Source organism: Piscinibacter defluvii (assembly GCF_004011805.1).
GTDB classification, from domain to species: domain Bacteria; phylum Pseudomonadota; class Gammaproteobacteria; order Burkholderiales; family Burkholderiaceae_C; genus Piscinibacter; species Piscinibacter defluvii.
The window spans coordinates 447,939-472,935 of record NZ_ML137196.1; the positions used below are offsets into that span (position 1 = coordinate 447,939).

The 24,997-nt window shown below is 73.1% G+C and carries 20 protein-coding genes; 9 read left to right on the forward strand and 11 right to left on the reverse strand.

Features of this window, described 5'->3' with window-relative positions; translation table 11 throughout:
- Positions 1 to 11: 11 nt before the first annotated feature.
- From D9C15_RS02025 to D9C15_RS02045, 5 genes are all read right to left on the reverse strand, one after another.
- Positions 12 to 1,241 (reverse strand): ROK family transcriptional regulator, encoded by a 1,230-nt coding sequence (locus D9C15_RS02025; RefSeq protein WP_127995746.1) that lies wholly within the window; start codon positions 1,239 to 1,241, stop codon positions 12 to 14.
- Positions 1,241 to 1,696, reverse strand: coding sequence for an RbsD/FucU family protein (locus D9C15_RS02030; RefSeq protein WP_127995747.1), 456 nt, complete (start codon positions 1,694 to 1,696; stop codon positions 1,241 to 1,243). Before D9C15_RS02030 ends, D9C15_RS02025 begins: the two co-directional genes overlap by 1 nt.
- Positions 1,697 to 1,711: 15 nt before the next feature.
- A complete protein-coding gene (locus D9C15_RS02035) occupies positions 1,712 to 2,503 on the reverse strand; it encodes an ATP-binding cassette domain-containing protein (protein WP_127995748.1) in 792 nt (263 codons plus the stop codon).
- Complete coding sequence (locus D9C15_RS02040; protein WP_127995749.1) at positions 2,503 to 3,462, reverse strand: ABC transporter permease; 960 nt, start codon at positions 3,460 to 3,462, stop codon at positions 2,503 to 2,505. The genes D9C15_RS02035 and D9C15_RS02040 overlap by 1 nt, the downstream gene beginning before the upstream one ends.
- 96 nt (positions 3,463 to 3,558) lie before the next feature.
- Positions 3,559 to 4,557: a sugar ABC transporter substrate-binding protein gene (locus tag D9C15_RS02045; RefSeq protein ID WP_127995750.1), complete on the reverse strand. Its 999-nt coding sequence runs from the start codon at positions 4,555 to 4,557 to the stop codon at positions 3,559 to 3,561.
- Between the two features lie 184 nt (positions 4,558 to 4,741).
- On the opposite strand from D9C15_RS02045, the gene D9C15_RS02050 reads away from it, so the two are divergent.
- From D9C15_RS02050 to D9C15_RS02075, 6 genes are read left to right on the forward strand one after another with little or no spacing between them, the layout of a single operon-like run.
- Positions 4,742 to 5,668: a carbohydrate kinase family protein gene (locus D9C15_RS02050; RefSeq protein WP_127995751.1), complete on the forward strand. Its 927-nt coding sequence runs from the start codon at positions 4,742 to 4,744 to the stop codon at positions 5,666 to 5,668.
- Between the two features lie 48 nt (positions 5,669 to 5,716).
- Positions 5,717 to 6,706 carry an AEC family transporter gene (locus D9C15_RS02055; protein ID WP_127995752.1) on the forward strand — a complete coding sequence of 330 codons (990 nt, stop codon included), beginning with the start codon at positions 5,717 to 5,719 and terminating at the stop codon, positions 6,704 to 6,706.
- A 14-nt stretch (positions 6,707 to 6,720) separates the two neighbouring features.
- Positions 6,721 to 8,001 carry a glutamate-5-semialdehyde dehydrogenase gene (locus tag D9C15_RS02060; protein ID WP_127995753.1) on the forward strand — a complete coding sequence of 427 codons (1,281 nt, stop codon included), beginning with the start codon at positions 6,721 to 6,723 and terminating at the stop codon, positions 7,999 to 8,001.
- 5 nt (positions 8,002 to 8,006) lie between these two features.
- A complete protein-coding gene (gene queC / locus D9C15_RS02065) occupies positions 8,007 to 8,708 on the forward strand; it encodes a 7-cyano-7-deazaguanine synthase QueC (RefSeq protein WP_127995754.1) in 702 nt (233 codons plus the stop codon).
- Between the two features lie 5 nt (positions 8,709 to 8,713).
- Positions 8,714 to 9,238 carry a LemA family protein gene (locus tag D9C15_RS02070; RefSeq protein WP_164886619.1) on the forward strand — a complete coding sequence of 175 codons (525 nt, stop codon included), beginning with the start codon at positions 8,714 to 8,716 and terminating at the stop codon, positions 9,236 to 9,238.
- Positions 9,239 to 9,245: 7 nt separating this feature from the next.
- Entirely contained in the window at positions 9,246 to 10,049 is an 804-nt protein-coding gene (locus D9C15_RS02075; RefSeq protein ID WP_127995756.1) for a hypothetical protein, read from the forward strand.
- 7 nt (positions 10,050 to 10,056) lie between these two features.
- On the opposite strand, the gene D9C15_RS02080 is transcribed toward D9C15_RS02075, so the two are convergent.
- From D9C15_RS02080 to D9C15_RS02095, 4 genes are all read right to left on the reverse strand, one after another.
- Entirely contained in the window at positions 10,057 to 11,466 is a 1,410-nt protein-coding gene (locus tag D9C15_RS02080; protein ID WP_127995757.1) for a DUF3999 family protein, read from the reverse strand.
- On the reverse strand, positions 11,453 to 14,170 hold the full coding sequence (locus tag D9C15_RS02085; protein ID WP_127995758.1) for a DUF2339 domain-containing protein: 2,718 nt from the start codon (positions 14,168 to 14,170) through the stop codon (positions 11,453 to 11,455). Before D9C15_RS02085 ends, D9C15_RS02080 begins: the two co-directional genes overlap by 14 nt.
- 121 nt (positions 14,171 to 14,291) lie before the next feature.
- Complete coding sequence (locus D9C15_RS02090; protein ID WP_127995759.1) at positions 14,292 to 15,104, reverse strand: carbon-nitrogen hydrolase family protein; 813 nt, start codon at positions 15,102 to 15,104, stop codon at positions 14,292 to 14,294.
- A 13-nt stretch (positions 15,105 to 15,117) separates the two neighbouring features.
- Entirely contained in the window at positions 15,118 to 19,182 is a 4,065-nt protein-coding gene (locus tag D9C15_RS02095) for a YhdP family protein (RefSeq protein WP_164886620.1), read from the reverse strand.
- A 199-nt stretch (positions 19,183 to 19,381) separates the two neighbouring features.
- Between D9C15_RS02095 and glnE the strand changes: the two genes are divergently transcribed.
- Genes glnE through D9C15_RS02110 form a run of 3 tightly spaced genes read left to right on the forward strand, consistent with a single transcriptional unit; the run spans position 19,382 to position 23,608 of the window.
- The gene (gene glnE / locus D9C15_RS02100; protein ID WP_127995761.1) at positions 19,382 to 22,135 is read left to right on the forward strand and encodes a bifunctional [glutamate--ammonia ligase]-adenylyl-L-tyrosine phosphorylase/[glutamate--ammonia-ligase] adenylyltransferase; all 2,754 of its coding nucleotides are present in this window, start codon (positions 19,382 to 19,384) and stop codon (positions 22,133 to 22,135) included.
- The gene (gene rrtA, locus D9C15_RS02105) at positions 22,132 to 22,722 is read left to right on the forward strand and encodes a rhombosortase (protein ID WP_127995762.1); all 591 of its coding nucleotides are present in this window, start codon (positions 22,132 to 22,134) and stop codon (positions 22,720 to 22,722) included. Before glnE ends, rrtA begins: the two co-directional genes overlap by 4 nt.
- Positions 22,715 to 23,608, forward strand: a complete 894-nt coding sequence (locus D9C15_RS02110; RefSeq protein ID WP_127995763.1) for a DMT family transporter — start codon at positions 22,715 to 22,717, stop codon at positions 23,606 to 23,608. The genes rrtA and D9C15_RS02110 overlap by 8 nt, the downstream gene beginning before the upstream one ends.
- Position 23,609: 1 nt before the next feature.
- Here the strand turns inward: D9C15_RS02110 and rfaE2 are convergent, their stop codons facing one another.
- The gene (rfaE2, locus tag D9C15_RS02115; protein WP_127995764.1) at positions 23,610 to 24,092 is read right to left on the reverse strand and encodes a D-glycero-beta-D-manno-heptose 1-phosphate adenylyltransferase; all 483 of its coding nucleotides are present in this window, start codon (positions 24,090 to 24,092) and stop codon (positions 23,610 to 23,612) included.
- Positions 24,089 to 24,946, reverse strand: a complete 858-nt coding sequence (locus D9C15_RS02120) for a ferritin family protein (protein WP_127995765.1) — start codon at positions 24,944 to 24,946, stop codon at positions 24,089 to 24,091. The genes rfaE2 and D9C15_RS02120 overlap by 4 nt, the downstream gene beginning before the upstream one ends.
- Positions 24,947 to 24,997: the final 51 nt, after the last annotated feature.

Here is a 24,997-nt window from a genome sequence, read left to right on the forward strand (position 1 = left end):
GCCGCCCCGGCTCAGGCGTCGAGCTTCAGGAACAGGTCGCGGTCGGGCGCGAAGTTGTCGTACAGCGGCAGCAGCGCACCGCCGATCGCGCGGGCGTCCGAACCGATCGTGCCGGCCAGCACCGCCGGGCGCTCCACGCCTTCCCAGCTGTGCCGGTCCAGCGCCGGCACCAGTGCGGCGAGCAGCCGGTCGCGCAACGCGGCGCTGAACGAACCGTCCACGATCACGCCCTCCAGGTCGAGCAGGCAGGCGGCGGCGTTCACGGTCAGCGCCACCGCCGAGGCGGCCTCGGCCAGCCAGCGCTCGGTGAACTCGAGCCAGGGCGCCTGCAGGGCGCGACCGTCGGCGACCGCACCGGCATCCAGCCCCTGCTCGCGGTACAGCGCCTCGAGGTTGAAGAGCGAGGCCACGCCGAGCAGCTGCTCGCGTGCCGGCGCCATGCCCTGGGTCACGCGGCCCAGCGGCATCGAGCCGATCGCCCCGGCATTGCCGTGCAGGCCCGAGCGCAGGTGGCTGTCCAGCACCAGGCCGCCGCCGATGAAGGTGTCGACGAACACGTACAGGAAGCTGCGGATGCTGCGCCCGCGCCCGGCCACCAGCTCGGCGACGCAGGCCGCCGCGGTGTCCTTGACGAGACCCACCGGCAGCTCGGTCATCGCCGCGACACGCTCGCGGATGTCCACGTCGCGCCATTTGGCCGCCTTCTCCGGCGCGATGCCCAGCACCTCGTGCCAGCCACCCAGCGACAGCGGCGCGGCGATGCCCACGCCGTGCAGCCGCTCGCGCAGCCGGGCGGGCAACGCGGTGGCGAGCTTGTCGAGCCGGGCGTCGATCTCGTCGAACAGCGTGTCCGGGTCGGGGAAGTCGTAGGCGAGCGCGAGCCGTTCGCGCACCTGGCCGACGAAGTCCACCAGCAGCATGTCCATGCTGCGCCGGCCGATCTTGATGCCGATCGAGAACGCGCCGTCGGGGTTCAGCGCCATCGGCACGGACGGCTGGCCGACCTTGCCGCGCACCGGGGCCAGCTTGCGCACCAGGTCGTCGGCCTCGAGCCGCGCGATGATGATCTGCACCGTCTGCGGCGTCAGGTGCGTCAGCCGGGCGATCTCGGCCTTGGGCAGGCTGCCGTGCAGGCGGATCGCCTGCAGCACGACACGCTCGTTGAACTGGCGCATGCCGACATGGTTCGAGCCCCGCGGCCGCAGCCGCGTCTCGCCGCCGGCATGTGCGCTCTTCATCATCAGGGGCGCAGCGGCTGTGCGATCACGCCCTTCTTGAACAGGAAGTTCGCGTAGGCCTGCAGCTCGCCGGTCTGCACGATGGCGAAGGCGTTGCGCACCCGGTCGTAGAAGGCAAAGCGTTCCATGGCCTCGAATTGTGCGTCCTGCGCGTGGCCGGCGGAGACCGCTGCGGCGATCACCTCGCGCTGAAGCGCCGAGCGGTAGTCCGGCGCCTGGCCACCCACGTGCATGAAGGCGCAGGGCCGCTCGACGTACTGGTCGAGCGGGAACAGCGACAGCACCGCCTCGGCCAACGCCGCCACGCCGACGCCCGGCATCTGGATCACCGGCTTGCCGCGCCCGAGCGAGGCCGCGGTGAAGTTGGCGTCGGCCAGCACGATCTCGTCGCCGTGGCCCATCTCGGCCAGCACCTTCAGCAGGTCCGGCCCGAGCAGCGGGTTGATTCCCTTGAGCATGGTGGTCGCCTCCCGTCAGTGCGCGAGGCACTCGGCCGGGATCTTCTCCGGCGGCATGGCGCCGGTCATCACCGCCACGGTGTCGCTCATGCTGATCTTCTTCGGGTTCAGGATCGCGGCCCGGCGGCCCAGGCGGGCCACGTGGATGCGGTCGGCGATCTCGAACACGTGCGGCATGTTGTGCGAGATCAGGATCACCGGCAGGCCCTTGTCGCGCACCCGGCGGATCAGCTCGAGCACCATGTTGCCCTCCTTGACGCCCAGCGCCGCGGTCGGCTCGTCGAGGATGACCACGTGCTGCGCGAAGGCCGCCGCGCGCGCCACCGCCACGCACTGGCGCTGGCCGCCGGAGAGCGTCTCCACCGCCTGCGTCATCGAGCGGATGCCCACCTTCAGGTCGGCCATGCGCTGGATCGCCACCTCGAGCATCTTCTTCTTGTCCAGCATGCGCAGTGCATTGCCGCGGAAGCCCTCGCGGCGCAGCTCGCGGCCGAGGAACAGGTTCTCGGCGATCGTCATCGCCGGGGCGACCGCCAGGTCCTGGTAGCAGCACTCGATGCCGGCGCGACGCGCGTCCATCGGGTTTCCGAACTTGATCGGCTTGCCGTCCAGGAAGATCTCGCCCTCGTCGGGGATGGTCGCGCCGGACAGCGCCTTGATCAGCGAGGACTTGCCGGCGCCGTTGTCGCCGATCACGGCGAGGATCTCGCCGGCGCGCAGTTCGAAGTCCGCGCCGTCCAGGGCCGTGACCTGGCCGTAGCGCTTGACCAGGCCGCGGGCCTGCATCACGAGTTGCGGAGCAGCCATCAGCGGCCTCCCTTGCGAGACAGTTGGTCGATCGCCACCGCCAGGATCACGAGGATGCCGGTGATGAGCACCTGGTAGACGGACGAGACGCCCATCAGGGTGAGGCCGTTGCGCAGCACGCCGACGACCACCGCGCCGATCAGCGAGCCGAGGATCACGCCGCGGCCGCCGAACAGGCTGGTGCCGCCGAGCACGACCGCGGTGATCGCGTCGAGGTTCTCGGTCTGGCCGGCGTTCGGGTCGCCGACGCCGGTGCGCGAGACCGCCAGCAGCGAGGCGATGCCGTAGAAGATGCCGGCCAGCACGTAGACCCCGAGCAGCACGCGGTCGGTCGGGATGCCGACCAGGCGGGTCGCCTCCGGGTTGTTGCCCACCGCGTAGACATGGCGGCCCGCGGCGGTCTCGCGCAGCCAGAACCAGGCGCCGAGGTAGAGCAGGATCATCAGCACCGTGCCGTAGGCCACGTTGGCGCCGCCGAGGCTGAAGGTGCCGCCCAGCCAGGTCATCAGCGGCGGCACCTCGGTGACGGTCTGCGAGCCCGAGTAGAGCTGGGTGATCGCGAAGGCGATGTTGAAGGTGCCCAGCGTGACGATGAACGGCGGCAGCTTGATGCGCGTGACCAGCAGGCCGTTGACCAGCCCGAACAGCGCCGTCACGCCGATGCCGCACAGGATGGCCAGCGGCGCGGGCATGCCCAGGTCGGCGGCGAACTTGGTCATCACGATGCTGCCCAGCGCCATCAGCATGCCGCAGGACAGGTCGATGCCGGCGGTCAGGATGATCAGCGTCTGGCCGATGGCGATCACGCCGACCACCATCACCTGCTGGAGGATGAGCGAGAAGTTCTCGGCGCTGAAGAAGCGCTCGGTCGTCAGGCCGAACACGGCGCAGGCGATGACGAGGGCGATGAAGGGTCCGAGCTGGCCGATGGGCGGCAGTTTGCTCTTCAGGGTGTCCACGATGGTCTCTCCGCGGGAGGGGAATGCGGCGGCGCGACCCCCGGCCCGGCGGGCCGGCCGGGGGCGGCCGTGCGAAGCGTCAGCGACGCAGAGGGCTTACTTCTTGCCCCAGCAGAGGTCCAGGCCGGTCTTGGTGTCCTTGCTGTCGACACCGCCGATCGGGTTCTTGGCGATCAGCGTCACGCCGGTGTCGGTGTAGCCGCTCGGCTTCTTGCCGGTCTTGGCGTACTCGACACCCGCTTCCACGCCCATCGCGGCCATCTTCAGCGGGTACTGCTGCGAGGTCGCGGCGATCTTGCCGGCGGCGACGTCCTTCACGCCGTCGCAGCCGCCGTCCACCGACACGATCATCACGCCCTTCTCCTTGCCGGCCTTCTGCAGCGCGTTGAAGGCGCCGGCCGCGGCGGGCTCGTTGATGGTGTAGACGAGGTTGATGTCCGGGTTCTTCTGGAGGCAGTTCTCCATCGCCGTCTGGCCCTTGGCGCGGTCGCCGAAGCTGTCGGCCATGCACACCACCTCGGCCGGCTTGGCCAGCTCGTTGTTCTTCGCGTCGAAGCTCTGCAGACCGAAGCCCTGCAGGAAGCCGTTGTGGCGCTGCGCACCCACCGGGTGGCCGGGGAACAGGTCGAGCGTGGCGATCTTGACCGGCTTGCCCGCCATCGCCGCCTTGGCGTACTGGCCGATCAGCACGCCGGCCTTGTAGTTGTCGGTGGCGAACAGCGCGTCGGTGGCGTCGGCCGGGTCGGTCGGGCTGTCCAGCGCGATCACCAGCACACCCTTCTCGCGCGCCTTCTTGATCGCCGGGATGATGGCCTTGGAGTCGCTCGGGGTGATCAGGATGGTCTTCGCACCGGCGGCGATCATGTTCTCCATCGCGGTCACCTGGCCGGCGTTGTCGCCGTCGGCCTTGCCGGCGCCGGACAGCAGCTTCGCGCCCTTGGCCTTGGCCGCTTCCGTGGCGCCCTCCTTCATCTTCACGAAGAAGGGGTTGGTCTCGGTCTTGGTGATCAGGCCGATCACCACCTGGTCGGCCGCCAGGGCAGAGCCGGCGGTGGCGAACAGGGCGGCGATCAGGGCGGTGTGCTTGAAGTGCATCGAGTGTCTCCTCGGGATGACAGTGTCTGGTGGTGGATTCGGCAGCACCGCCGGGGTGGCGGGCTGGAACGAATTCTGGTCGGCCGTGTTTAATAAATCAAGTTGATTTATTAATGGAAAACCCGGATGCGCCCCGAACCGGTTCGGAGGATGCTCGCGGCCATTTCGACGAGGAGACAAGCTCATGTTCGTGGTCTGCGGTGAAGCCCTGTTCGACGTCTTCGCGGCCGGTGACACACCCACCGGCATGACGCTGGACGCCCGTGTCGGCGGCTCGCCGTTCAACGTGGCGGTGGGCCTGGCGCGGCTGGCTCAGCCGGTGAGTTTCCTGTCCCAGGTCGGCACGGGCTTCCTGGGCGAGCGCCTGATGCGCACCCTGCACGAGGAGGGTGTGAACACCTCGACGGTGCAGCGTTCCGAGGCGCCCACCACGCTGAGCCTGATCGGCCTGGACGCCAAGGGCGTGCCCTCCTACTCCTTCTACGGCGAAGGCTGTGCCGACCGCCGCCTGACGCCCGACGCGCTGGCGACCCTGCCCGATGGCGTGAAGGCAATCAACTTCGGCTCCTACGCCACCGTGGTCGGCCCGACCGCGGTGACCCAGCGCATGCTGGTCGAGCGCGAGTACCAGCGCACGCTGATCGCCTACGACCCGAACATCCGCCTGAACGTCGAGCCCGATCTCGAGGTCTGGCGCGAGCAGATCGACTGGATGCTGCCGCACACCCAGCTGCTGAAGGTCAGCGAGGAGGATCTGCAGCTCGTCGTGCCCGGCACCGCGCCGAAGGACTTCGCCGCCCAGGCGCTGGCCCAGGGCGTCAAGCTCGTGGTGGTGACGCGCGGTGGCGAGGGCGCGCTCGGCTGGACGGCACGGCACGAGGTGAGCGTGCCGCCGATCCCCGTGAAGGTGATCGACACCGTCGGCGCAGGCGACACCTTCCAGTGCGCGCTGCTGACCTGGCTGGCGGAGCACGACCGACTGAGCGGCGCCGCGCTGACCGCGCTGTCGGCCGACGATCTGCGCGATGCGCTCGGCTTCGCGGCGCGCGCCGCGGCGATCACCTGTTCCCGGCGTGGCGCCGACATGCCGCGCCGCGCAGAGTTGCAATGACCTGATTCAGGTCAATCGCCGCGCGCCGCGAGGCCATACTCGCGGCGCATGTCGACCCTCGTCTTCCTGAAGCTGCTGGCGATCTTCGTGGTCGTCGCGCTCGGCTGGGTGGTGGGCAAGCTGCGCTGGCTCGGCCCGCACACGGAAACCAGCGATCCGGCCCGCACGCTCGCCAACGCGGCCTTCTACATCTTCGTGCCGGCGCTGCTGGTGCGCACCACGGCACGCATCGACCTGGCCGCGCTGCCCTGGCGCACCGTGATCGCGTTCTTCGTGCCGGTGCTGGTGCTGCTGGGCATCGTCTACCTGCGCGAGCGGCTCGCCAACCGGCATGGCGCCCTGCCGGCCGCGGCGCCCAGCGTGCGCGCCATCTCGGCCACCTTCGGCAACTCGGTGCAGGTCGGCATCCCGATGGCCGCGGCACTGTTCGGCGAAACCGGCCTGGCGATCCACGTGGCCATCGTCAGCCTGCACGCGATGGTGCTGCTGACGTTGCTGACCGCGCTGGTGGAACTCGACCTGGCGCGCGAGCGGCGCACGCTCGGCCACTCCAACGCGCACCTCGTCAAGACTCTCGGCCGCACCTTGCGCAACACCATCATCCACCCGGTGGTGCTGCCGGTGCTGGCGGGCCTCGCCTGGAACCTGACCGGCTGGCCGCTGCCGACGGTGGCCGACGAGATCCTCGCCACGCTCGGCGCGGCGGTCGTGCCGCTGTGCCTGGTGCTGATCGGCATGTCGCTGGCCTACTACGGCCTGGAAGGCGCGGCGCGCGGCGCCGTCGTGATCTCGGTGCTGAAGCTGGTGGTGCAGCCGGCGCTGGTGCTGGCGGTCGCCCATTGGGGCTTCGGGCTGGATGGGCTGCCGCTGGCAGTGGTGGTGATGATGGCCGCCCTGCCGGTGGGCAGCAACGCGCTGATCTTCTCGCAGCGCTACGGCGCGCTGCAGGCGGAAGCGACCGCCGCGATCGTGTTCTCGACATTGGCCTTCGTCGCCACCGCGGCGCTCTGGCTCGCCGTGCTCGCGTTGCTCGCCTGAGGGAGAATCGCGGCATGACCGCCGCCGACCTCCAGGCCACCGTCGCCCACCTGGGCGTGGCCGCCCGCGCTGCCGCTACCGTGATGGCCGCGGCCTCCACCGCCGCCAAGAACGCCGCGCTGCTGGCGCTCGCCCGGCGCCTGCGCGCGGGCCGCGCCGCGCTGCAGGCCGCCAATGCGCAGGACCTCGAGGCCGCGCGTGCGGCCGGCCTGGCCGAACCGATGGTCGACCGTCTGAAGCTCACCGACAAGGTGATCGAGACCGTCGCCGAAGGCTGCGAGCAGATCGCCGCGATGCCCGACCCGATCGGCGAGATCACCAACCTGCGGCGCCGCCCGACCGGCATCAGCGTCGGCCAGATGCGCGTGCCGCTGGGCGTGTTCGGCATGATCTACGAGAGCCGGCCGAACGTGACGATCGAGGCCGCGTCGCTGGCCATCAAGAGCGGCAACGCCTGCATCCTGCGCGGCGGCTCGGAGGCGATCCGCTCCAACCTCGCGTTGTGGCAGTGCGTGCAGGCGGCGCTGGCCGATGCCGGCCTGCCGCCCGATGCGGTGCAGCTGATCCAGACCACCGACCGTGCCGCGGTCGGCCACCTGATCGCCTCGCCCGAGGCGGTGGACGTGATCATCCCGCGCGGCGGGAAGGGCCTGATCGAGCGCATCAGCCGCGAGGCGAAAGTGCCGGTCATCAAGCACCTGGACGGCAACTGCCACGTCTACGTGGACGAGAGCGCCGACCTCGCGCTCGCGGTCAAGGTGACCGACAACGCCAAGACGCAGAAGTACAGCCCCTGCAACGCGGCCGAATCGCTGCTGGTGCATGCGGCGATCGCGCCGCGCTTCCTGCCGGCCATCGGCGCCATCTTCGCGGCCAAGGGCGTGGAGATGCGCTGCGAGCCGCGCGCCGCGGCGCTGCTGCGCGAAGTGGCCGGCGCGCAGGTGGTGCCGGCCGCCGAGTCCGACTGGGGCGAGGAGTACCTCGCACCGATCATCAGCGTGAAGGTCGTCGATTCGCTCGACGAGGCGATCGCCCACGTCAACCGCCACGGCTCGCACCACACCGACGCGATCCTGACCGACAGCCACGCGAACGCGATGCGCTTCCTGCGCGAGGTGGATTCCGCCAGCGTGATGGTCAACGCCAGCACGCGCTTCGCCGACGGCTTCGAGTACGGGCTGGGCGCCGAGATCGGCATCAGCACCGACAAGTTCCACGCCCGCGGGCCGGTCGGTCTGGAGGGGCTGACCTCGATGAAGTGGATCGTGCTCGGCCAGGGCGAAGTGCGGAGCTGACACGCATGGCCGACGAACGCCGCGCCCTGGTGCTGTTCTCCGGCGGGCAGGACTCGACCGTCTGCCTGGCCTGGGCGCTGCAGCGCTACCCGGTCGTCGAGACCATCGGCTTCGACTACGGCCAGCGCCACGAAGTCGAGCTCGCCTGCCGCGACAAGGTGCGCGACGAGCTGCGCGCGCAGTTCCCGAAATGGGGCAAGCGCCTGGGCGAGGACCACCGGCTCGACCTGGCGCTGCTCGGCCAGATCTCCGACACCGCGCTGACCGACGAACGCGAGATCCAGATGCGCGAGGGCGGCCTGCCCAACACCTTCGTGCCCGGCCGCAACCTGCTGTTCCTGACCTTCGCGGCGACGGTGGCCTACCGGCGCGGGCTCAACGTGCTGGTCGGCGGCATGTGCGAGACCGACTTCTCCGGCTACCCCGACTGCCGCGACAACACGCTCAAGGCGCTGCAGGTGGCGATCAGCCTCGGGCTCGACGCGCCGATGACGATCGAGACGCCGCTGATGTGGTTCGACAAGGCGCAGACCTGGGCCTTGACCGAGCGGCTCGGCGGCGCCGCCTTCGTCGACCTGGTGGCCGAACACACCCACACCTGCTACGTCGGCGACCGCTCGCGCCGCCACGAGTGGGGCTACGGCTGCGGGCTGTGCCCGGCCTGCGACCTGCGCCGGTCGGGCTACAACGCCTGGGTTCAGAGCTAGCACCGGTGGCCACCTCCACGATCGCCCTGTGGGTCACGGCGGCGGTGCTGCTGTTCTGGGCCGTCGGCGCCTACAACCGCCTGGTGCGGCTGCGCCATGCGCTGGCGCGGCGCTTCGCGGTGCTCGACCAGCAGTGCGACGCACGCCAGGCCCTGCTGCAGCGCCTGGCCGAGCAGCTCGCCGCGCTGCCCGGCAGCGAGGCGGCGGCGCCGATCGTCCAGGCCGCGCTGGCGCAGTGCGACGCGGCGCGCGCCCACGCGCGCAGCCGGCCGAGCGAGGCGCCCGCGCTGACCAGCCTGCGCCTGGCCGAGACCATCCTGTCCGAAGCGCGCGCGCGCCTGGCCGAGGCCCTGCCGGCCGACGAGGCGGGGCTCGCGCTGCGTGCCGAACTGGCGGCGGCGGACAACACGCTCGACTTCGCGCGGCGCCAGTTCAACGATGCGGCCGCCGCCTACAACCAAGCCATCGCGCAGTTCCCGACCTGGCTGATCGCCGGTCCGTTCGGCTTCCGCAGCGCCGCGCTGCTGTGATCCGGCCATGACCCGCCCTGCCCCGCCCACCGTCGCGCTGTCGGACGACGAACGCCGCGCTATGGGCCGGCTCGACCGGGTGCGCGGCGCGGGCGGCATGCGCGCCGCGCTGCTCGCGCTGCTGCTCACGCCCGGCCATGTGGCTCGCCTGCGCGCCTGGCGCGAGGAGACGGTGCTGGTGCACGAGGCCGAGGAGATCCGCGCCGACATCGAGACGCTCGGCGGCCCGAGCCGCCTGCCCTGGTTCGAGCTGCTGCTGGCGCGCCTGGGCGGCACGCCGCTGGCCGAGCGCCAGGCGTTGCTGCGCTCGGCGCGGCGCGTGCTGGCCCCGCCCGGGCACCCGCTGGACCGGCTGCTGCTGCTGGCGATGCGGCGCCACTTCGGCGATCACGCGGTCGGCCTGGTTCAGGCGGCGCCGGACACCGAGATCTCGCGCTTCCCGCCCAACGACATGGTCCACATCCAGCGCTACACCGCGCACCTCGCGCGCATGGTGCCGAGCGACGACCCGCAGGAGGGCCGGCGCTGGTACCTGGCCGTGATGACCCGCTGGATGAAGCCCGACGAGATCCCGCCCTGGGAGAAGCCCGACGTCGACGCGCTGGTGCAGGCCCTCAACGGGCTGCAGGCGATGTCGTGGATGCAGCGGCCGCAGATCGTGCGCGCCTGGGTGATCTGCGCCTTCCCGCCCGGCCGGCCCGGGCCGCTGCCGCAGACCGCGGCCGATGCGCTGCGGCTGAGCTGCCTGCTGCTCGACTCACCGATGCCGGCCGAACTGGCGCGCCAGTACGTCGAGGTGTCGCTTCACTGAGCCGGCTTCACTGAGCCGGCTTCGCGGCGCCGCGCGCCAGGCGCCAGACCATCCAGCCCAGCCCGCCCACGCCGGCCAGCAGCACCGCCCACAGCAGCCAGCGCCGCAGCGCCTCGCGGCGCTCGCCGGCCTCGGCCTGGCGCAGCGCGGCTTCCGATTCCTGCCAGTCGCCCAGGCGCGCGCGGCCGAAGCGCGCGCGCTCGTCGTCCAGCGCCGGCACCAGCGTGGCCAGCGGCAGCGCCCCGGGCCGCACCTGGGCCGAGCCGGCCAGCAGCGCATACGGCGGCTCGCCCTGGGCCGCGAACAGCACGCTGCTGAGCTGCACGCGCAGCCTGATCGGCACCCGCGCCGGGTCGAGCGTGCCGGCACGCGGGTCCGGCACGATGCGCAGGTAACGCGCCCGCGCCTGCAGCGCGAGCGGCGGCGAGCGGCTCAGCACGCCGTCGCGCTCGATGCGGTAGGCCACCGCGCCGGCCAGGCCCTGCCAGGGCTGGTCGCTGCGCTCGCGCGCCTGCACGTGCACCGGCGCCACCTGCGTGCCGGCCGGCAACTGCAGCTCGAGCTGCACCAGCGGCAGCACGGCGCCGAGGTCGTAGTGCAGCGCGCCGGGTGCGGCCTGCTTGGAGTCCGGCGCGGGCGGCTCGGGGCTGGCGGCGACCTCGATCTCGACCGGCTCGTCGAGCACGCGCGAGCGCTGCTCCACCCGCACGCTGTGCGCGCCGCTCAGGGCCGGCGCCGCGGCCGGGTCGCTCCAGACCAGGCGCTGGAAGCGCGCCGGTGCGGCGGGCAGCGGCACCCGCGGCTGCGTCAGCGCGCCGCCGGGGGCGGCCAGCGCCAGCAACTGGCCGGCGCCGGCCGGTTGCCAGCTGCGCAGGTCGGCGCTCTGCTCGAGCCGGTAGGCCGCGCTGAACTCGGCCGGGCCGGACCATTGCAGCTCGAGCGCCTGCGGCGCCGGCTCGTCCGCCGGACGGGCGGCAGGGTCGCCGAGGTCGATGACCCAGCCGGCCGGCACGCCCGCCAGCGCAGGCGCGCCGGGCCGGCGCGTGACGCGGATGCGCTCGCCCTCGACCGTCAGTTCCAGCGGCAGCGGCCAGGCGGTGCTGCCCGGCGGGCGCGGCGGCAGCGGGTAGAGCGCGGCCTCGCGCAGGCGCTCGCGGCGCAGTTCCTCGTCGGGCCGCGGTGCGAGCAGCGCAAACGGCACGTTGGCGCCGCGGGCGTCGACCACGCGCAGGTCGGCCAGGCCGGGCTGCTGGGTGCGCGCGTAGGCCGCCACCGGCAGCGGCAGCTGCACGAAGGCGCCGGGCCGCTCGACCACGATGTCGGCGCGGTGGCGCAGCAGCGGCTCCTCGTCGGCCGCCGCGGCGACGAAGGCCAGCGCGGCACCGGCCAGCGCCAGCGCGAACTCACGAGGGCGCATGGGCCTTCTCCCGGGCCGCCGGCAGCGGCGCCACGTAACCGATCACCAGCATCAGCACACCCACGCCGATGAAGGACACGATGCGCGTCACGGTGCCGCTGTCCGACAGGTCGACCAGCAGGAGCTTGAGCACCACCACGCCGAGCAGCACCGCGCCGACGATCCACGGCACGCGCAGCGCGCGGCGCGCGGCCCCCCACATCAGCGCCAGCGCGGTGCTGGTCCACAGCAGCGTCAGGCCGGTCTGCACCGCCGGCGCGGCGCTCCAGGCGGCCACCTCGAGCGGCACGCCGCCCCAGTGGTGGAAGCTGCGCAGCAGCATCGCGTTGAGCCACACGAAGCCTGCGCCGCCGAGCACGCCGGCGGTCGGCGCCGCAGGCCAGGCCACCGAGCGCGCCCAGGCCCAGGCGGCGACGAGCGCGACGCCGATGGCCAGGTCGAGCGGGCTGAGCAGCGGCAGGTAGGGCAGCGGCCGGGCCGAGCCGTCGGAGACCAGGTTGGCCAGCAGGGTCCACAGCACACCCACCCCCGCCAGCACGCCGGCAGCACTGCGCTGGTAGGCCGCCGGCAGCAGCGCCGCCGGCCAGCGGCGCGCCGTCCCGGGGCGCGGCAGCACGATCAGCAGCAGCGCCGGCACCGCCAGCCAGCCGAGCCAGGGCCAGGCGCTGCCGCTCTCGCCCCAGTCGGCGGTGAGCGCGCGGCCCTGCTGGGCCCCGAGGCCGGCCACCAGCAAGACGCCGAACACATGCACGAGGTGTTGGGCCGCCGGCGCCCAGCGCGGCAGCGCGCTGGCCAGCACGAAGGCCTGCACCGCCAGCGCGGCCGGCCAGGCCCAGGCACCTCCATGCTCGAAGGGCCCATCCTGGAACAGCACGCTGGCCAGCAGCGCGAGGCCCAGCAGCGGCAGGTAGCCGATCAGCGGCAGCGTGACCGTGCGCCAGCCGAAGCGGCGCCCGAGCAGCGCATGCACCAGCGCCACCAGCGCGGCCGCGCCGACCAGCGCCGCGAGGCGCGTGTCGGCCTCGACCAGCGCCTCCACATGCAGCACCGCGGTGGTCGCCCAGGCCAGCAGCGCCCAGCCGATCAGCAGCGGCTCCGCCCAGCGTTCCGGGCCGTCCGGCGCGGCATGGCGGTGCACGAACAGCGCGCCGGCCAGGGCCGCCAACGCCAGCATCACGCCGTTGAACAGCAGGGCGTTGGCCCAGGTGTCGGGCGACGGGTGGCGGTCGATCGCATGCAGCAGCGCGAAACCGGCGAGCAGCAGCAGCACGGCGCCGAAGGCGCGTGCCAGGCGGCGCGCTTGCCGGTAGCCGAGCCACACCAGCCCGGCGCCCTCCAGCGCCCAGGCGCCGGCCGTGCTGCGCGCGTCCAGCGCGAACGGGATCACCAGGGTCAGCAGCACCGTGCCGATCGCCAGGCTGCCCTCGAACACCAGCGCCAGCGGCGCACGCCCGCGCAGCGCGACGGCCAGCGCGACGTAGAACGCCGCCATGGCCAGGGCCGACAGCGCCGGGCCGTAGGTCACGTCGCGCACCAGGCCGTACTGCAGCGCGAAGACGACGGTGGGCAGACCGAACAGCAGCGTGCCGTGCACCCAGCGCGACGAGGCCGCGACCTCGGCGGCACGCCGCGCCGGCAGCAGCAGGATGGCGGCGAACAGCAGGAAGAAGGCGATCAGGAAGGCCTGCGCGCTGGCGTAGTGCTCGGCGCGGTACTGCAGCACGCCCCAGGCGCTGCCGACCAGGAAGGTGAACACGAAGCCGACCAGGTTCAGCACGCGCCAGGTGCGGAACCAGGCGACCGCCGCGATGCCGAGGTCGAGCACCAGGTAGTAGGCGAACAGCGCGACATGGTTGCCGCTGCCGGTGGAGACGAGCAGCGGCGTGGCGAAGCCGCCCAGCGCGCCGATCACCGCCAGCGCCAGCGCGTCCTGCTGCACCGCCAGCGCGGCGGCGAGGGCCGCGACCACCACCATCAGCGCGAACACCGGCACCGCGCCCAGCACGCCGTAGGCGCGGAAGGCGACGAACAGCGTCAGGTACAGCACCGCCACCGCGCCGCCCTGCAGCGCCTGCGCGTACCCGGGCCGGCGCTGGCGCAGCCGCCAGCCGAGCACCAGCAGCACCAGCGCCGCGGCGCCGACCGACGCCAGGCGCAGCTCGATCGGCCACTGCACATGCTCGGAGGCGTACTTGGCCAGGAAGGCCAGGCCGATGAACAGGATGCCGACGCCGGCCTTGACGATGGTGTTGCCGCCGAAGAACCAGTCGCGCAGCGTGGTCACGAGACCGGGCGCCGCCGGGGCGGCCGGCGCGGGCGGCGCGGGCGGCGGCAGCGGTGCGGCAGCCGGCACCCGGTCGGGCACCGCGTCGGGCACCACGTCGGGCATCACGTCGGGCACGGCGCCGGGGCCGATGTCGGGCAGCGGCTCCGGCGCCACCGCGGGCGGCCTCTCGACGGACACCTCCGCGGCCGGCGGCACGGGTTCGGCGGCCGGCTCGGGCTCCGGTGCGGGTGCCTTGATCGCCGGGGCCGCCGCCGGCTGTGCCTTCAAGGCCTGCTGCAGGGCCGCGATCTCGCGCTGCTGGCGCAACGCCCGGTGGATCAGACCGCCCAGCAGCGCGCCGACCGCGGCGCCGAACTCGTTCTCGCCGGCCAGCGCGCCGCCGATCGCCCCCAACAGCACCGCCAGGATCACATGCACGACCGGGCCTCCCGTCCTCGTCCGTCCTCCAATGCGCGGGCACTCTAGCAGTCTGCACCGCGCCGCCGCGCCGCCGCGCGGCGGTATCGCAGGGCGCCACCGGCGGCGTCGCCGGCTGCGCCTACAGGCAGCGGTGCGACAGTGCCGGCAGCTGGCCGCGCACCTCGGCCAGGCGCGCCGGGTCGAGCTCGGCAAGCACCACGCCCTCGCCCTCGGGCCGCACGGCGAGCACCTCGCCCCAGGGGTCGACGATCAGGCTGTGCCCCCAGGTGCGGCGGCCGTTCTCGTGCCGCCCGCCCTGGGCCGGCGCGATCACGTAACACTGGTTCTCGATCGCCCGGGCGCGCAGCAGCGTCTCCCAGTGCGCCTGGCCGGTGGTGTAGGTGAAGGCCGAGGGCACCGCGATCAGGTCGCAGGGCGGCGTCATCAGCGCGCGGTACAGCTCGGGGAAGCGCAGGTCGTAGCAGATGCTCAGGCCCAGGCGCAAGGCGTCGACCGCCAGCGCGGTCGGCTGGCGACCGGCGCGGATCGAGGCGCCCTCGTCGTAGCGCTCGCGGCCGCCCGCGCCGTCGCGCTCGAAGCGGAACAGGTGGATCTTGTCGTAGCGCGCGGCGAGCGAGCCGTCCGGCGCCCACACGCCGCAGGCGTTGAGCACGCGCTGCGGGTCCGGGCTGACCAGCGGCAGCGTGCCGCCGATGATCCACAGGCCGTGCGTGCGCGCTGCCTCGGCCAGCATGGCCTGGATCGGCCCGGCGCCCGGCGGCTCGGCCACGCCGAGCTTGTCGCTGTCCTTCAGGCCCATGAAGCAGAAGTACTCGGGCAGCGCGGCCAGGCGCGCGCCCTGCGCCGCCGCCTCGGCGAGCAGGCGCCGCGCCGTGGCCAGGTTGCGTGCCACGTCCGGCGTCGAGACCATCTGCAGGGCGGCGATCTTCATGGCGTGCTCCGGCTCATTGCGCCGGCCGCGGCGCGGACGCGGCCGCGTCGACATCCGGCACTTCGTCACCCGGCTTGCGCTCGACCTTCTCCACCTTGGGGTCGTCCCACGAGCCGCTGACATGGAACTCGCGCGTGCCGGCCTGGATCAGCGGCCGGCGCAGGAACACCTGCGCGAGGAAGGTGCCCAGGCCGAGCGCCGGGTTGATCGCGGCATAGGCCAGCGAGGCGGTGCCGGCGTTGATCTCGGGCACCACGATCACGCGCAGGTCCTGCGTCTCGCGCGCGATGTCGGCGCTGCCCTCCATCAGCACCACGGCCTGCACGCCGCGCATGCGCAGGTTGTTGGTGCGGGCCACGCCCTGCTCGACCGTCACGTCGCCGGTGAGGTTGTCGAACGCGAAGCCCTCCTGGAACACGTCGCGGAAGTCCAGCGCCAGGCGGCGCGGCAGCGACTGCAGGCTGAGCACCGAGAGCAGCCGCGCGGCGCCCGGCTCGGCCTTGAGGAACTGGCCGGCGTCGATCGCCACGTTGATGTTGCCGCCCATGCTGCCGTAGTCCAGCGCCAGCGGCGAGCCGAGCCAGGACAGCTGCCCGGCCAGCTGACCCTTGCCGCCACGCACCGCGTGGCCCATGCCCAGGCGCTCGAGCAGCGCACCGCCGTTGGCGACCTCGAGCCTGAAGTCCAGCACCGCGCGGCGCCGCGCGCTGGCCGCGCCGCCGGGCACCGTCAGGTAGGGCCCGCCGACCTCGGCCCAGCGGCCCTTGCCGCTCAGCTGCGCCTCGGGCGTGCTGACGCTGAAGCGGTCGAGCCGCCACTCGCGCACCGCATCGCGGCCTTCGCCGGCGACGCCGTTGACGGCGACGATCTCGACGCGGCCGAGCCGCTTGCCGCGCAGCTCGAAGTCGTCGACCACGATGTCCAGCGCCGGCACGCTGGTGGGCTGCTGCTGGTCGAGCAGGGTCTCGACCTGCTCGGCATCGCCCTTGGGCAGCGCGAGCCGTGCCAGCCGCGCGTACACGCGCCCGGCGGCACCGCCGGCGCGCGCGGGACGGTACTCGACGTAGCCGTTGAGCTGCTCGGCCTCGACGTTGCCGCGCCAGTTGCCGTCGTCCTGCGACAGGCCGGCCACCACCTGGTTGAAGCGCCGCGCGCCGCTGTGCAGCTCCTGCGCGCGCAGGGCCAGACGGGTCGGCAGGTAGCCGCCGGCATCACCCGCCGGTCCCGGCCCGGGGGCGGACGGGAACAGCCGTTCGGCCACGTGCTCCCACGGGTCGACCCGCAGCACGCCGAGGTTGAGGTTGGCATGCACGCCGGCCTCGGGCCAGGGCGCCGCCTCGTTCAGGCCGATGCCGCCGCGCAGCACCCGTGGCGTGTCGCCGGAGAGATCGCGCTGGAACTGGGCCTGCAGCAGCGTGCCGAGCTCGATGCGCAGGGTGTCGCGCGCGTCGCCGGCCGCGAGCGTGCTCTGCACGCGCAGCGGCAGGCTCGCCTCGGCCGGCTTGCGCAGCGGCGGCGGCAGGTCGATGGCCAGCCCCGCGAGGCTGCTGGTCAGGCTGAACTCGGGCAGGCCGCGCACGAAGCCGAGGCTCGCCCGGTAGCTGGTCTGCCCGCTCAGCGTGCCGGCCAGCCGGGCCAGCGGGCCGAGTTCCTCGGCGCGCCGCAGCGCCTCGGCGGTGGCGCTGCCCTGGCCGTTGAAGCGCAGGCTGCCGTCGCCCTGCGAGCCCCCGTCGAAGACCAGCTCGCCGCCCAGCACGCGCGCCCGGCCGTCGACCACCGCGAAGCCCTGCTGGCTGAAGTCGACCCGCCCGCGGGCCGCGCCGAACAGCGGCGCCCCGGGCACCAGGCGCAGGTCGTTGCCGGCCAGCGTGACGCTGCCCTTGACGGTGCTGGCCGGCAGGTCCTGCAGCGGCATGGCCAGCGCCAGCTTCAGATCGGCGTTGCCGGTCGCGCTGGTGCGCGCCAGCGCATGGCCGGTCCATTCGCCGACGGGCGTGGTGTTGACGAAGCGCAGCATCTCGGCCAGCGGGCCGCGTGCCTGACCCTCGATGCGGAACACCGGCCGCTCGATCATGTCGCGGATGCCGCCCTGCACGTTGGACAGGGCCACGTTGCCGAGCTGGCCACGCGCCGCACGGATCTCCAGCGTGCCGCGGTCGACCACGAACTCGCCCTGCACCTTGCCGAACGCGGGCCAGGGCGAGACCCAGGCCGGACGGTCGCCCTCGGCCGGTTCGTCGGGCACGTAGGCGAAGGTCCCGTCCTCCAGCCGGCCGGCGATGCGGAACTCGCCCTCCTTCGCGCTGCGCGCGCCGACGAAGGGCACGTCCCACAGGTCGCCGCGGACCCGGAAGCCGGCGTCGCGCAGCGTGCCGCCCTGCATGGCGCGGCCGAGGTAGCCACGGGTGTCGGGCAGCTGCAGCGGCAGGTAGCGTGCCACCTGGGTGGCGTCGGCCTGCAGGATGCGGCCGTCGAGCTCGAGCCGGCCGGGGTAGCGCCCGCCGCGACCGAAGCCTTCGCCCGGCCCGGTGCGCCAGGTGGCGGCGAGCTCGCCCTGGGCATCGGCGTTGGCGAAGCGCCCGTCCTTCACCTGCACGCTGACCTGGCTGCGCAGCGCGCCGCGCGGCGTCTCGATCTTCCAGGCCAGCTCGGCCGCGAGCGTGTTCAGCGGGATCAGCGGCACGTCGAACACGCCCGGGAACTCGATCGCGCCGTCGTCGATGGCCAGGCTGGCCGTGCCGCCGGACTCGCTGGCCTCGACCTGCAGGTTGGCGTTGCGCAGCCCCGGCCGACCGACCGCGCCGGGCTCGGAGGCCGCCTTGGCCGCCAGCGCCAGGCCGCGAAAGCCGGCCTTGGCGCGGTAGCGGGTCGGCGCGTCGAGCGGCCCGTCCCAGCTCGCCACCAGGCCGTCGACGATGCCCTGCGGCTGCAGCTCGGCCAGCAGGCGCCGCACGGCTTCGCCGAGCGGCACGCGGCCCGCCACCTGTGCCATCAGTGCGAGGTCGAGCCGGTCGGCACGGAACTCGCCGCCGCCAGCCGGCTGGCCGGCGCGCTGGCGCCAGGCGAGCGACATCTCGCTGGCCGGCCAGCGCAGGCCGTCGCCGGTCTCGAAGGCGAAGCGCTGCAGGGCGATCGTCATGCCCTCGTCCTGGCGCGCCGCGACCACGCGGCCCTGCACCTGCGCGAAGGTGAGCGGCTCGACGTCCTGCGCCAGGCGCACCGCCACCTGGTGCAGCGCCACGTCGGCGGTACCGCTGCGCGGCCGGCCGTCGACCAGCTCGACCCAGGCGCGCAGCGCCCCCTCGCCGTCGTCCAGCTCGAACGGCAGGTTGACGTAGCGGCGCAGCTCGTGCACGTCCACGTGCGGCAGCTCGGCGAAGGCGTCGCCGCTCCAGCGTCGCCAGTCGCCGGCACGCGCCAGCAGCGGCTGGCGGAAGCGTCCGCGCAGGCTGAAGCGCTGGCCCCATTCGGCCTGCGGCGTGGCGTCCAGGCGCAGCTCGTGCGACAGCAGGCCGTTGCGCAGCGCGAACTGCACGTCGGTGAGCGCCAGCGGCGGCGCGTGGCGCAGCTCGTCGATCCAGCGCACGCTGCCGCCGCGCACCACGAACTCGTGCTGCTCGAACACCCAGTCGCGCAGCGCGCTGCCGTCGTCCTCGGCCGCACTTCGGCCGGCGGCGGACAGGTCCAGCCCGGCGACGAAGATGCGGCCGTCGGCGTCGCGCCGGATGTCGAGCTGCGCGCCTTCGATCAGCAGCTGGGCGAAGCGCAGCTCGAACGAGAGCAGCGAGCGCGGCGAGAGGGCGGCGGCCACGCGCGGCAGCTGCAGCGCCGGGCGCTGCTGCGCGTCGAGCAGGCGCACGTCGCGCAGCTCGACGGCCGGCACCCAGCTGCCCGAGCGCACCGCGATCGCCCCGATGCGCACCGGAATGCCCAGTGCGTCACTGGCCCGTGCCTCGATCTGCGGGCGCCACTGCTCGATTCGCGGCAGAATCCCCCAGTGCAGTGTCAACCAGGCGATGACCAATAAGCTCGTCGCCGCCAGCAACAGACCGGAGGCGACACGCAGCAGCGTTCGCACGGGCCGCCACCGCGAGGAGGCCGCCGGGGGGCGCTGGGCGGCATCGGCAACGGCAGTGGGAGTGGAGGGCATGACGGTGACGGGACACGTGCGGCGAGCGCCGGGCCAGGCCATGCCGCCACGCAGCACCGGATTGTCGCCGCTGGCCGCAGCGGCCGGGCCGCGGAAGTCAATGTAAGAGCAGACCGCCGGCCAACCGATGGGTTCCCCTTCGACTCCGTCCAGCGATTCGCAAGCAATCGTCACTGCACGTTGCAGCGCCGACCACAGCCGCTTCGTGCAGCGCATCCGGCGCCGCTACGCGGCCGAGCTGCCGCTGCTGCCGCCGGGGTTGCCGCGGCGCGAGGCGATCGTCGGCCTGATCGAGGCGCTGGGCGCCGGCGGCCGGGCGCTGCCCTCGGCGCTGCGCGTGGCGCGCCAGCTGGTGCTGGAGCGCCTGGCGGTGCTCGACGTCGAGTGCGACGCCGCGATGCAGGACATCACGCTCGCGATGACCGAGCTGGCCGAGACCACGCTCGACCTGGCGCTGGCCCAGGCGCTGGCCGACCAGCGCGCACGCCACGGCACGCCGCGCGGCGAGTCCGGCGCCGAGATCGACTTCTGGGTCGTCGGCATGGGCAAGCTCGGCGCGCGCGAGCTGAACGTGTCCTCCGACATCGACCTGGTCTACGTCTACGAGGAAGACGGGCAGACCGACGGGGCGCAGCCGCTGTCGGCGCACGAGTTCTTCGCCCGCGTCGCGCGCAGCCTGTACACGCTGATCGGCGACACCACGGAGGACGGCTTCGTGTTCCGCGTCGACCTGGCGCTGCGCCCGAACGGCAACTCCGGACCACCGGTGGTCAGCCTGTCGATGCTGGAGGACTACCTGCAGGCGCAGGGCCGTGAGTGGGAGCGCTTCGCCTGGCTGAAGAGCCGGGTGGTCGCGCCGCGCGCCAGCGTCGCGGCCGGCCGTCCGCTGCCGCTGCGCGCCATCATCAACGCCTTCGTCTACCGCAAGTACCTCGACTACGGCGTGTTCGAGGGCCTGCGCCAGCTGCACCGCAAGGTGCGCGACGAGGCGCAGCGCCGCGCCGCCGGGCGGCCCGAGCGCGCCAACGACGTCAAGCTCTCGCGCGGCGGCATCCGCGAGATCGAGTTCATCGTGCAGCTGCTGCTGGTGGTGCGCGGCGGCCACTTCCCCGAGATCCGCACGCGTGCCACGCTGAAGGCGCTCGACAAGCTGGCCGCCGGCGCGCTGATGAAGCCCGAGAGCGCGCGGCGCCTGGCCGAGGCCTATGTCTTCCTGCGCCGCGTCGAGCACCGCATCCAGTACCTGGACGACCAGCAGACCCACCTGCTGCCCACGGCCGACGCCGACCTGAACTGGATCGCGCGCAGCCTCGGCCTGACCTGCCGCGCCGACGCCTGCGAGCTGCTCGACAAGCTGGGCGAGATCCGCGAGTTCGTCGCGCTCGAGTTCGACGCCTTGCTGCACGACGGCCGCACCCCGGCCGGCGGCTGCAACGGCAACGTCGGCTGCAAGCCCTGCGGCGCGCCGCCCGCGCCGCTGGACAGCGACAGCTTCCTCGAGCAGCTGCCGCCCGAGCTGGCCGAGCGGGTGCGCCCGCTGTGCGGGCAGGCCAAGATCCGCTCGCTGCGCGAGGAGAGCAAGGCGCGCCTGGGCCGCCTGATCGCCCGCGCCGCCGCGTCGGCGCGCCAGGGCGACTGCACGCAAGAGGCGGCGGTGCGCTTCATCGACTGGCTCGAGCCGCTGCTGCGGCGCGAGAGCTACCTGGCGTTGCTGGTCGAGCGGCCCGAGGTGCAGCACCGGTTGCTGCGCCTGCTCGGCCTGGCGCGCTGGCCGATGCGCTACATGATGCGCCACCCCGGCGTGATCGACGAACTGGCCGACGAGCGGCTGCTGCACAGCGGCTTCGACGCGGCCGAGTTCGAGGCCGAGCTCGAGCAGCGCCACGAGGCCTGGGAGCGCTCCGGCCAGGCCGACCCCGAATCGCTGCTCGACACCCTGCGCCGTGCCCACCACGCCGAGGTGTTCCGCACGCTGGTGCGCGACGTGGAGGGTCGCATCACGGTCGAGCAGGTGGCCGACGAGCTGTCCGCGCTGGCCGACGCCACGCTGCACCGCACGCTGCTGTGGACCTGGAAACACCTGAAGCAGGCCCACCGGCCCGACCCGCGCTTCGCGGTGATCGCCTACGGCAAGCTGGGCGGCAAGGAGCTCGGCTACGGCAGCGACCTCGACCTGGTGTTCCTGTTCGACGACGAGGACGAGCGTGCCCCCGAGGCCTACAGCGCCTTCGTGCGCAAGCTGATCAGCTGGCTGACGCTGCGCACGCCGGCCGGCGAGCTGTTCGACATCGACACCGCGCTGCGGCCCAACGGCAACTCCGGCATGCTGGTCACCTCGATGGCCGCGTTCGAGAAGTACCAGACCGGCCGCGGCAGCAACACCGCGTGGACCTGGGAGCACCAGGCGCTGACACGGGCGCGCTGGTGCGCCGGCCTGCCCGAGCTCGAACCGCGCTTCGAGGCCGTGCGGCGCGCCGTGCTGGCCGCGCCGCGCGACGCGCTCGCGCTGCGCCAGGAGGTGCACTCGATGCGCGAGAAGCTGCGCGCAGCGCGCCCGGTGCCGGCCGGGCGCTTCGACGTCAAGCACAGCCCGGGCGGCATGGTGGACGTCGAGTTCGCGGTGCAGTTCCTGGTGCTCGCGCACAGCGCGAAGCATCCCGAGCTGCTCGACAACAAGGGCAACATCGCGCTGCTGCAGCGTGCGCAGGACGCCGGGCTGCTGCCCGACCACGTCGGCACGCATGCGGCCGACGCCTACCGCGAGCTGCGCCGCGCGCAGCACAAGGCACGCCTGGACGAGCAGCCCACGCAGGTCGACCCGGCCACGCTGGCGGAGCACCGCGACGCCGTGCTGGCGCTCTGGCGCGCGGTGTTCGATTGATCCCGGCGCGTCCCGGCGCGCGCGCCTGGCTCGCGCTGGCGCTGCTGCTGGCCGCCGGTTCGCTGCTGGCCTGGGGACACCCGCCCAGCGGGCTCGAGTGGCAGCCGGGCCTGGCCGGGCGCGAACCGTGGCGCGCCGTCACGGCCGCAGCGGTGCACTACAGCGCGCTGCACCTGGGCGCCAACCTGGCCGGCGCGGCGCTGGTGGCGGTGCTCGGCGTGCAGGCCGAGGTGCCGCTGCGCAGCGCGCTGGCCTGGCTTGCCGCCTGGCCGCTGACGCAGCTCGGCCTGCTGCTGCGCCCGGAGCTGGCGCATTTCGGCGGGCTCTCCGGCGTGCTGCACGCCGGCGTGGCGGTCGCCGCTCTGCACCTCCTCGTTACCGGCCGGGGCCGGCGCCGCCTGGTCGGCGCGGCGCTGCTGGCGGGACTGCTGGTGAAGGTCCTGGGGGAGGATCCGGGCGGCGCCGTGCTGCAATACCGTACCGGCTGGGACATCCCGATCGCTCCGTTCGCGCATGCCACCGGCCTCGTCGCGGGCGTGCTGTGTGGCCTGCTCGCCAGCCTGCTCCCGAACCGCCCGCATGCCTGATCGCCATACCCGCCTCGACGGCCGCGCCGTCGGGCTGCTCGTCTTCTGCTGCTTCCTGTGGGGCCTGAACCAGGTCGCCGCCAAGGTCGCGATCGCGGAGGTGCCGCCGCTGGCCCAGGCGGCGCTGCGCTCGCTCGGCGGTGCCGCGCTGGTGGCGCTGTGGGCACGCGCGCGCGGCATCGCGCTGTTCGAGCGCGACGGCTCGCTGCCCGGCGGGCTGCTCGCGGGGCTGCTGTTCGCCGCCGAGTTCGGCTGCATCTTCGTCGGCCTGCAGCACACCACCGCCTCGCGCATGGCGGTGTTCATCTACATCTCGCCCTTCGTCGTCGCGCTCGGCATGCCGTTCATCGCACGCTCGGAGCGGCTGACGCCGCTGCAGCTGGCCGGCCTGGCGATCGCCTTCGGCGGCGTGGCCTGGGGCTTCGCCGAGGGCTTCAGCCGCCCGGCCGCGGGCGAGCGCCAGTGGTTCGGCGACGCGCTCGGCGTGGCCGCCGGCGTGCTGTGGGGGGCGACCACGCTGGCGATCCGCGGTAGCCGGCTGGCCAGCGCCTCGGCCGAGAAGACGCTGCTCTACCAGCTCGCGATCTCCGGGCTCGCGCTCGGCCTGGCCGCGCTGCTGGACGGCCAACCCTGGGCGCCGACCCTGTCGCCGCTGACCTGGGCCTCGCTGTTCTTCCAGATCGTGGTGGTCACCTTCGCCAGCTACCTGCTGTGGTTCTGGCTGGTGCGCCACTACCCGGCCACGCGGCTCGCGTCGTTCACGCTGCTGACGCCGGTGTTCGGCCTGCTGCTGGGCGCGCTGCTGCTGGGCGAGCCGGTCACGGCACGGCTGCTGGTGGCCCTGGCGGCCGTGGCCGCGGGCATCGTGATCGTGAATCGGAGGTGACTCAGCCGCGGATGCGGCGCACCAGCGCCGTGGTCGAGTAGCCGTCGACGAAGGGCAGCGCCACGGCGGTGCCGCCCCAGGAGCGCACACGCTTCGTCTCCTCGAGCGTCTCGATGTCGTAGTCGCCGCCCTTGACGTAGACCTGCGGCCGCACCAGCTCGAGCAGCGCCACCGGCGTCGGCTCGTCGAACAGCGTCACCAGGCTGACGCTCTCGAGCGCCGCCAGCACGCAGGCACGGTCGGCCTCGGCGTTGAGCGGGCGGTCCGGGCCCTTGCCGAGCCCGCGCGCCGAGGCGTCGCTGTTCAGTCCGATCACGAGACTCGCGCCGAGCGCGCGTGCCTGCGCCAGGTAGCTGACATGGCCGCGGTGCAGGATGTCGAACACGCCGTTGGTGAAGACCACCGGCTTCGGCAGCGCGGCCAGGCGCGCCGCCAGCTCGCCGCGGGAGCAGAGCTTGGCGAGGAAGCCCGGCTCGCCGCTCAAGCCGGTTGTGCCCCGGGGGCCGCGCCGAGCTTGGCGGTGACTTCCTTGCGGAAGCGGTTCAGCTCCTGCACGCTCGCGAAGCTGCGCTCCATCAGCAGGCTCATGTTGTGCAGGATGCGGTCGACCACCTTGGTCTCCCACACCGCGTCGAACTGGATCTGCTTGTCGAGCCACTGCTCCAGCCATTCCGGATTCGGCAGCCGGCTCTGCACCGTGTCGCGCGGGAACAGCTTGACGTTGACGTGCAGGTTGGTCGGGTGCAGCGCCTGCGCGGTGCGGCGCGCGCTGGCCATCAGCACGCCGACCTTCGCGAAGGCCGCGCGCGCCTCGTCGCCGAAGCGCTGCAGCGCACGCTTCATGTAGCGCAGGTAGGCGCCGCCGTGACGCGCCTCGTCGCGCGCCAGCGTCTCGTAGATCGCCTTGATGACCGGTTCGCTGTGCCACTCGGCGGCGCGCCGGTACCAGTGGTTCAGGCGGATCTCGCCGCAGAAGTGCAGCATCAGTGTCTCGAGCGCGGGAGCCGGGTCGAACTCGAAGCGCACCTCGTGCAGCTCGGCCTCGGTGGGCACGAGGTCGGGGCGGAAGCGGCGCAGGTACTCCATCAGCACGAGCGAGTGCTTCTGCTCCTCGAAGAACCACACGCTCATGAACGCGGAGAAGTCGCTGTCGTCGCGGTTGTCGCGCAGGAACATCTCGGTGGCCGGCAACGCCGCCCACTCGGTGATCGCGTTCATCTTGATCGTCTGGGCCTGCTCGTCGCTGAGCTTGCTGGCGTCGAACTGGTCCCAGGGGATGTCCTTGTCCATGCTCCAGCGGACCGCTTCGAGCTGCTTGAAGAGTTCTGGATAGATCATGGCCGGCCTCGTCTGCGCGCCGATTCTAGGGTCGCCTCGTGACCGCGGGAC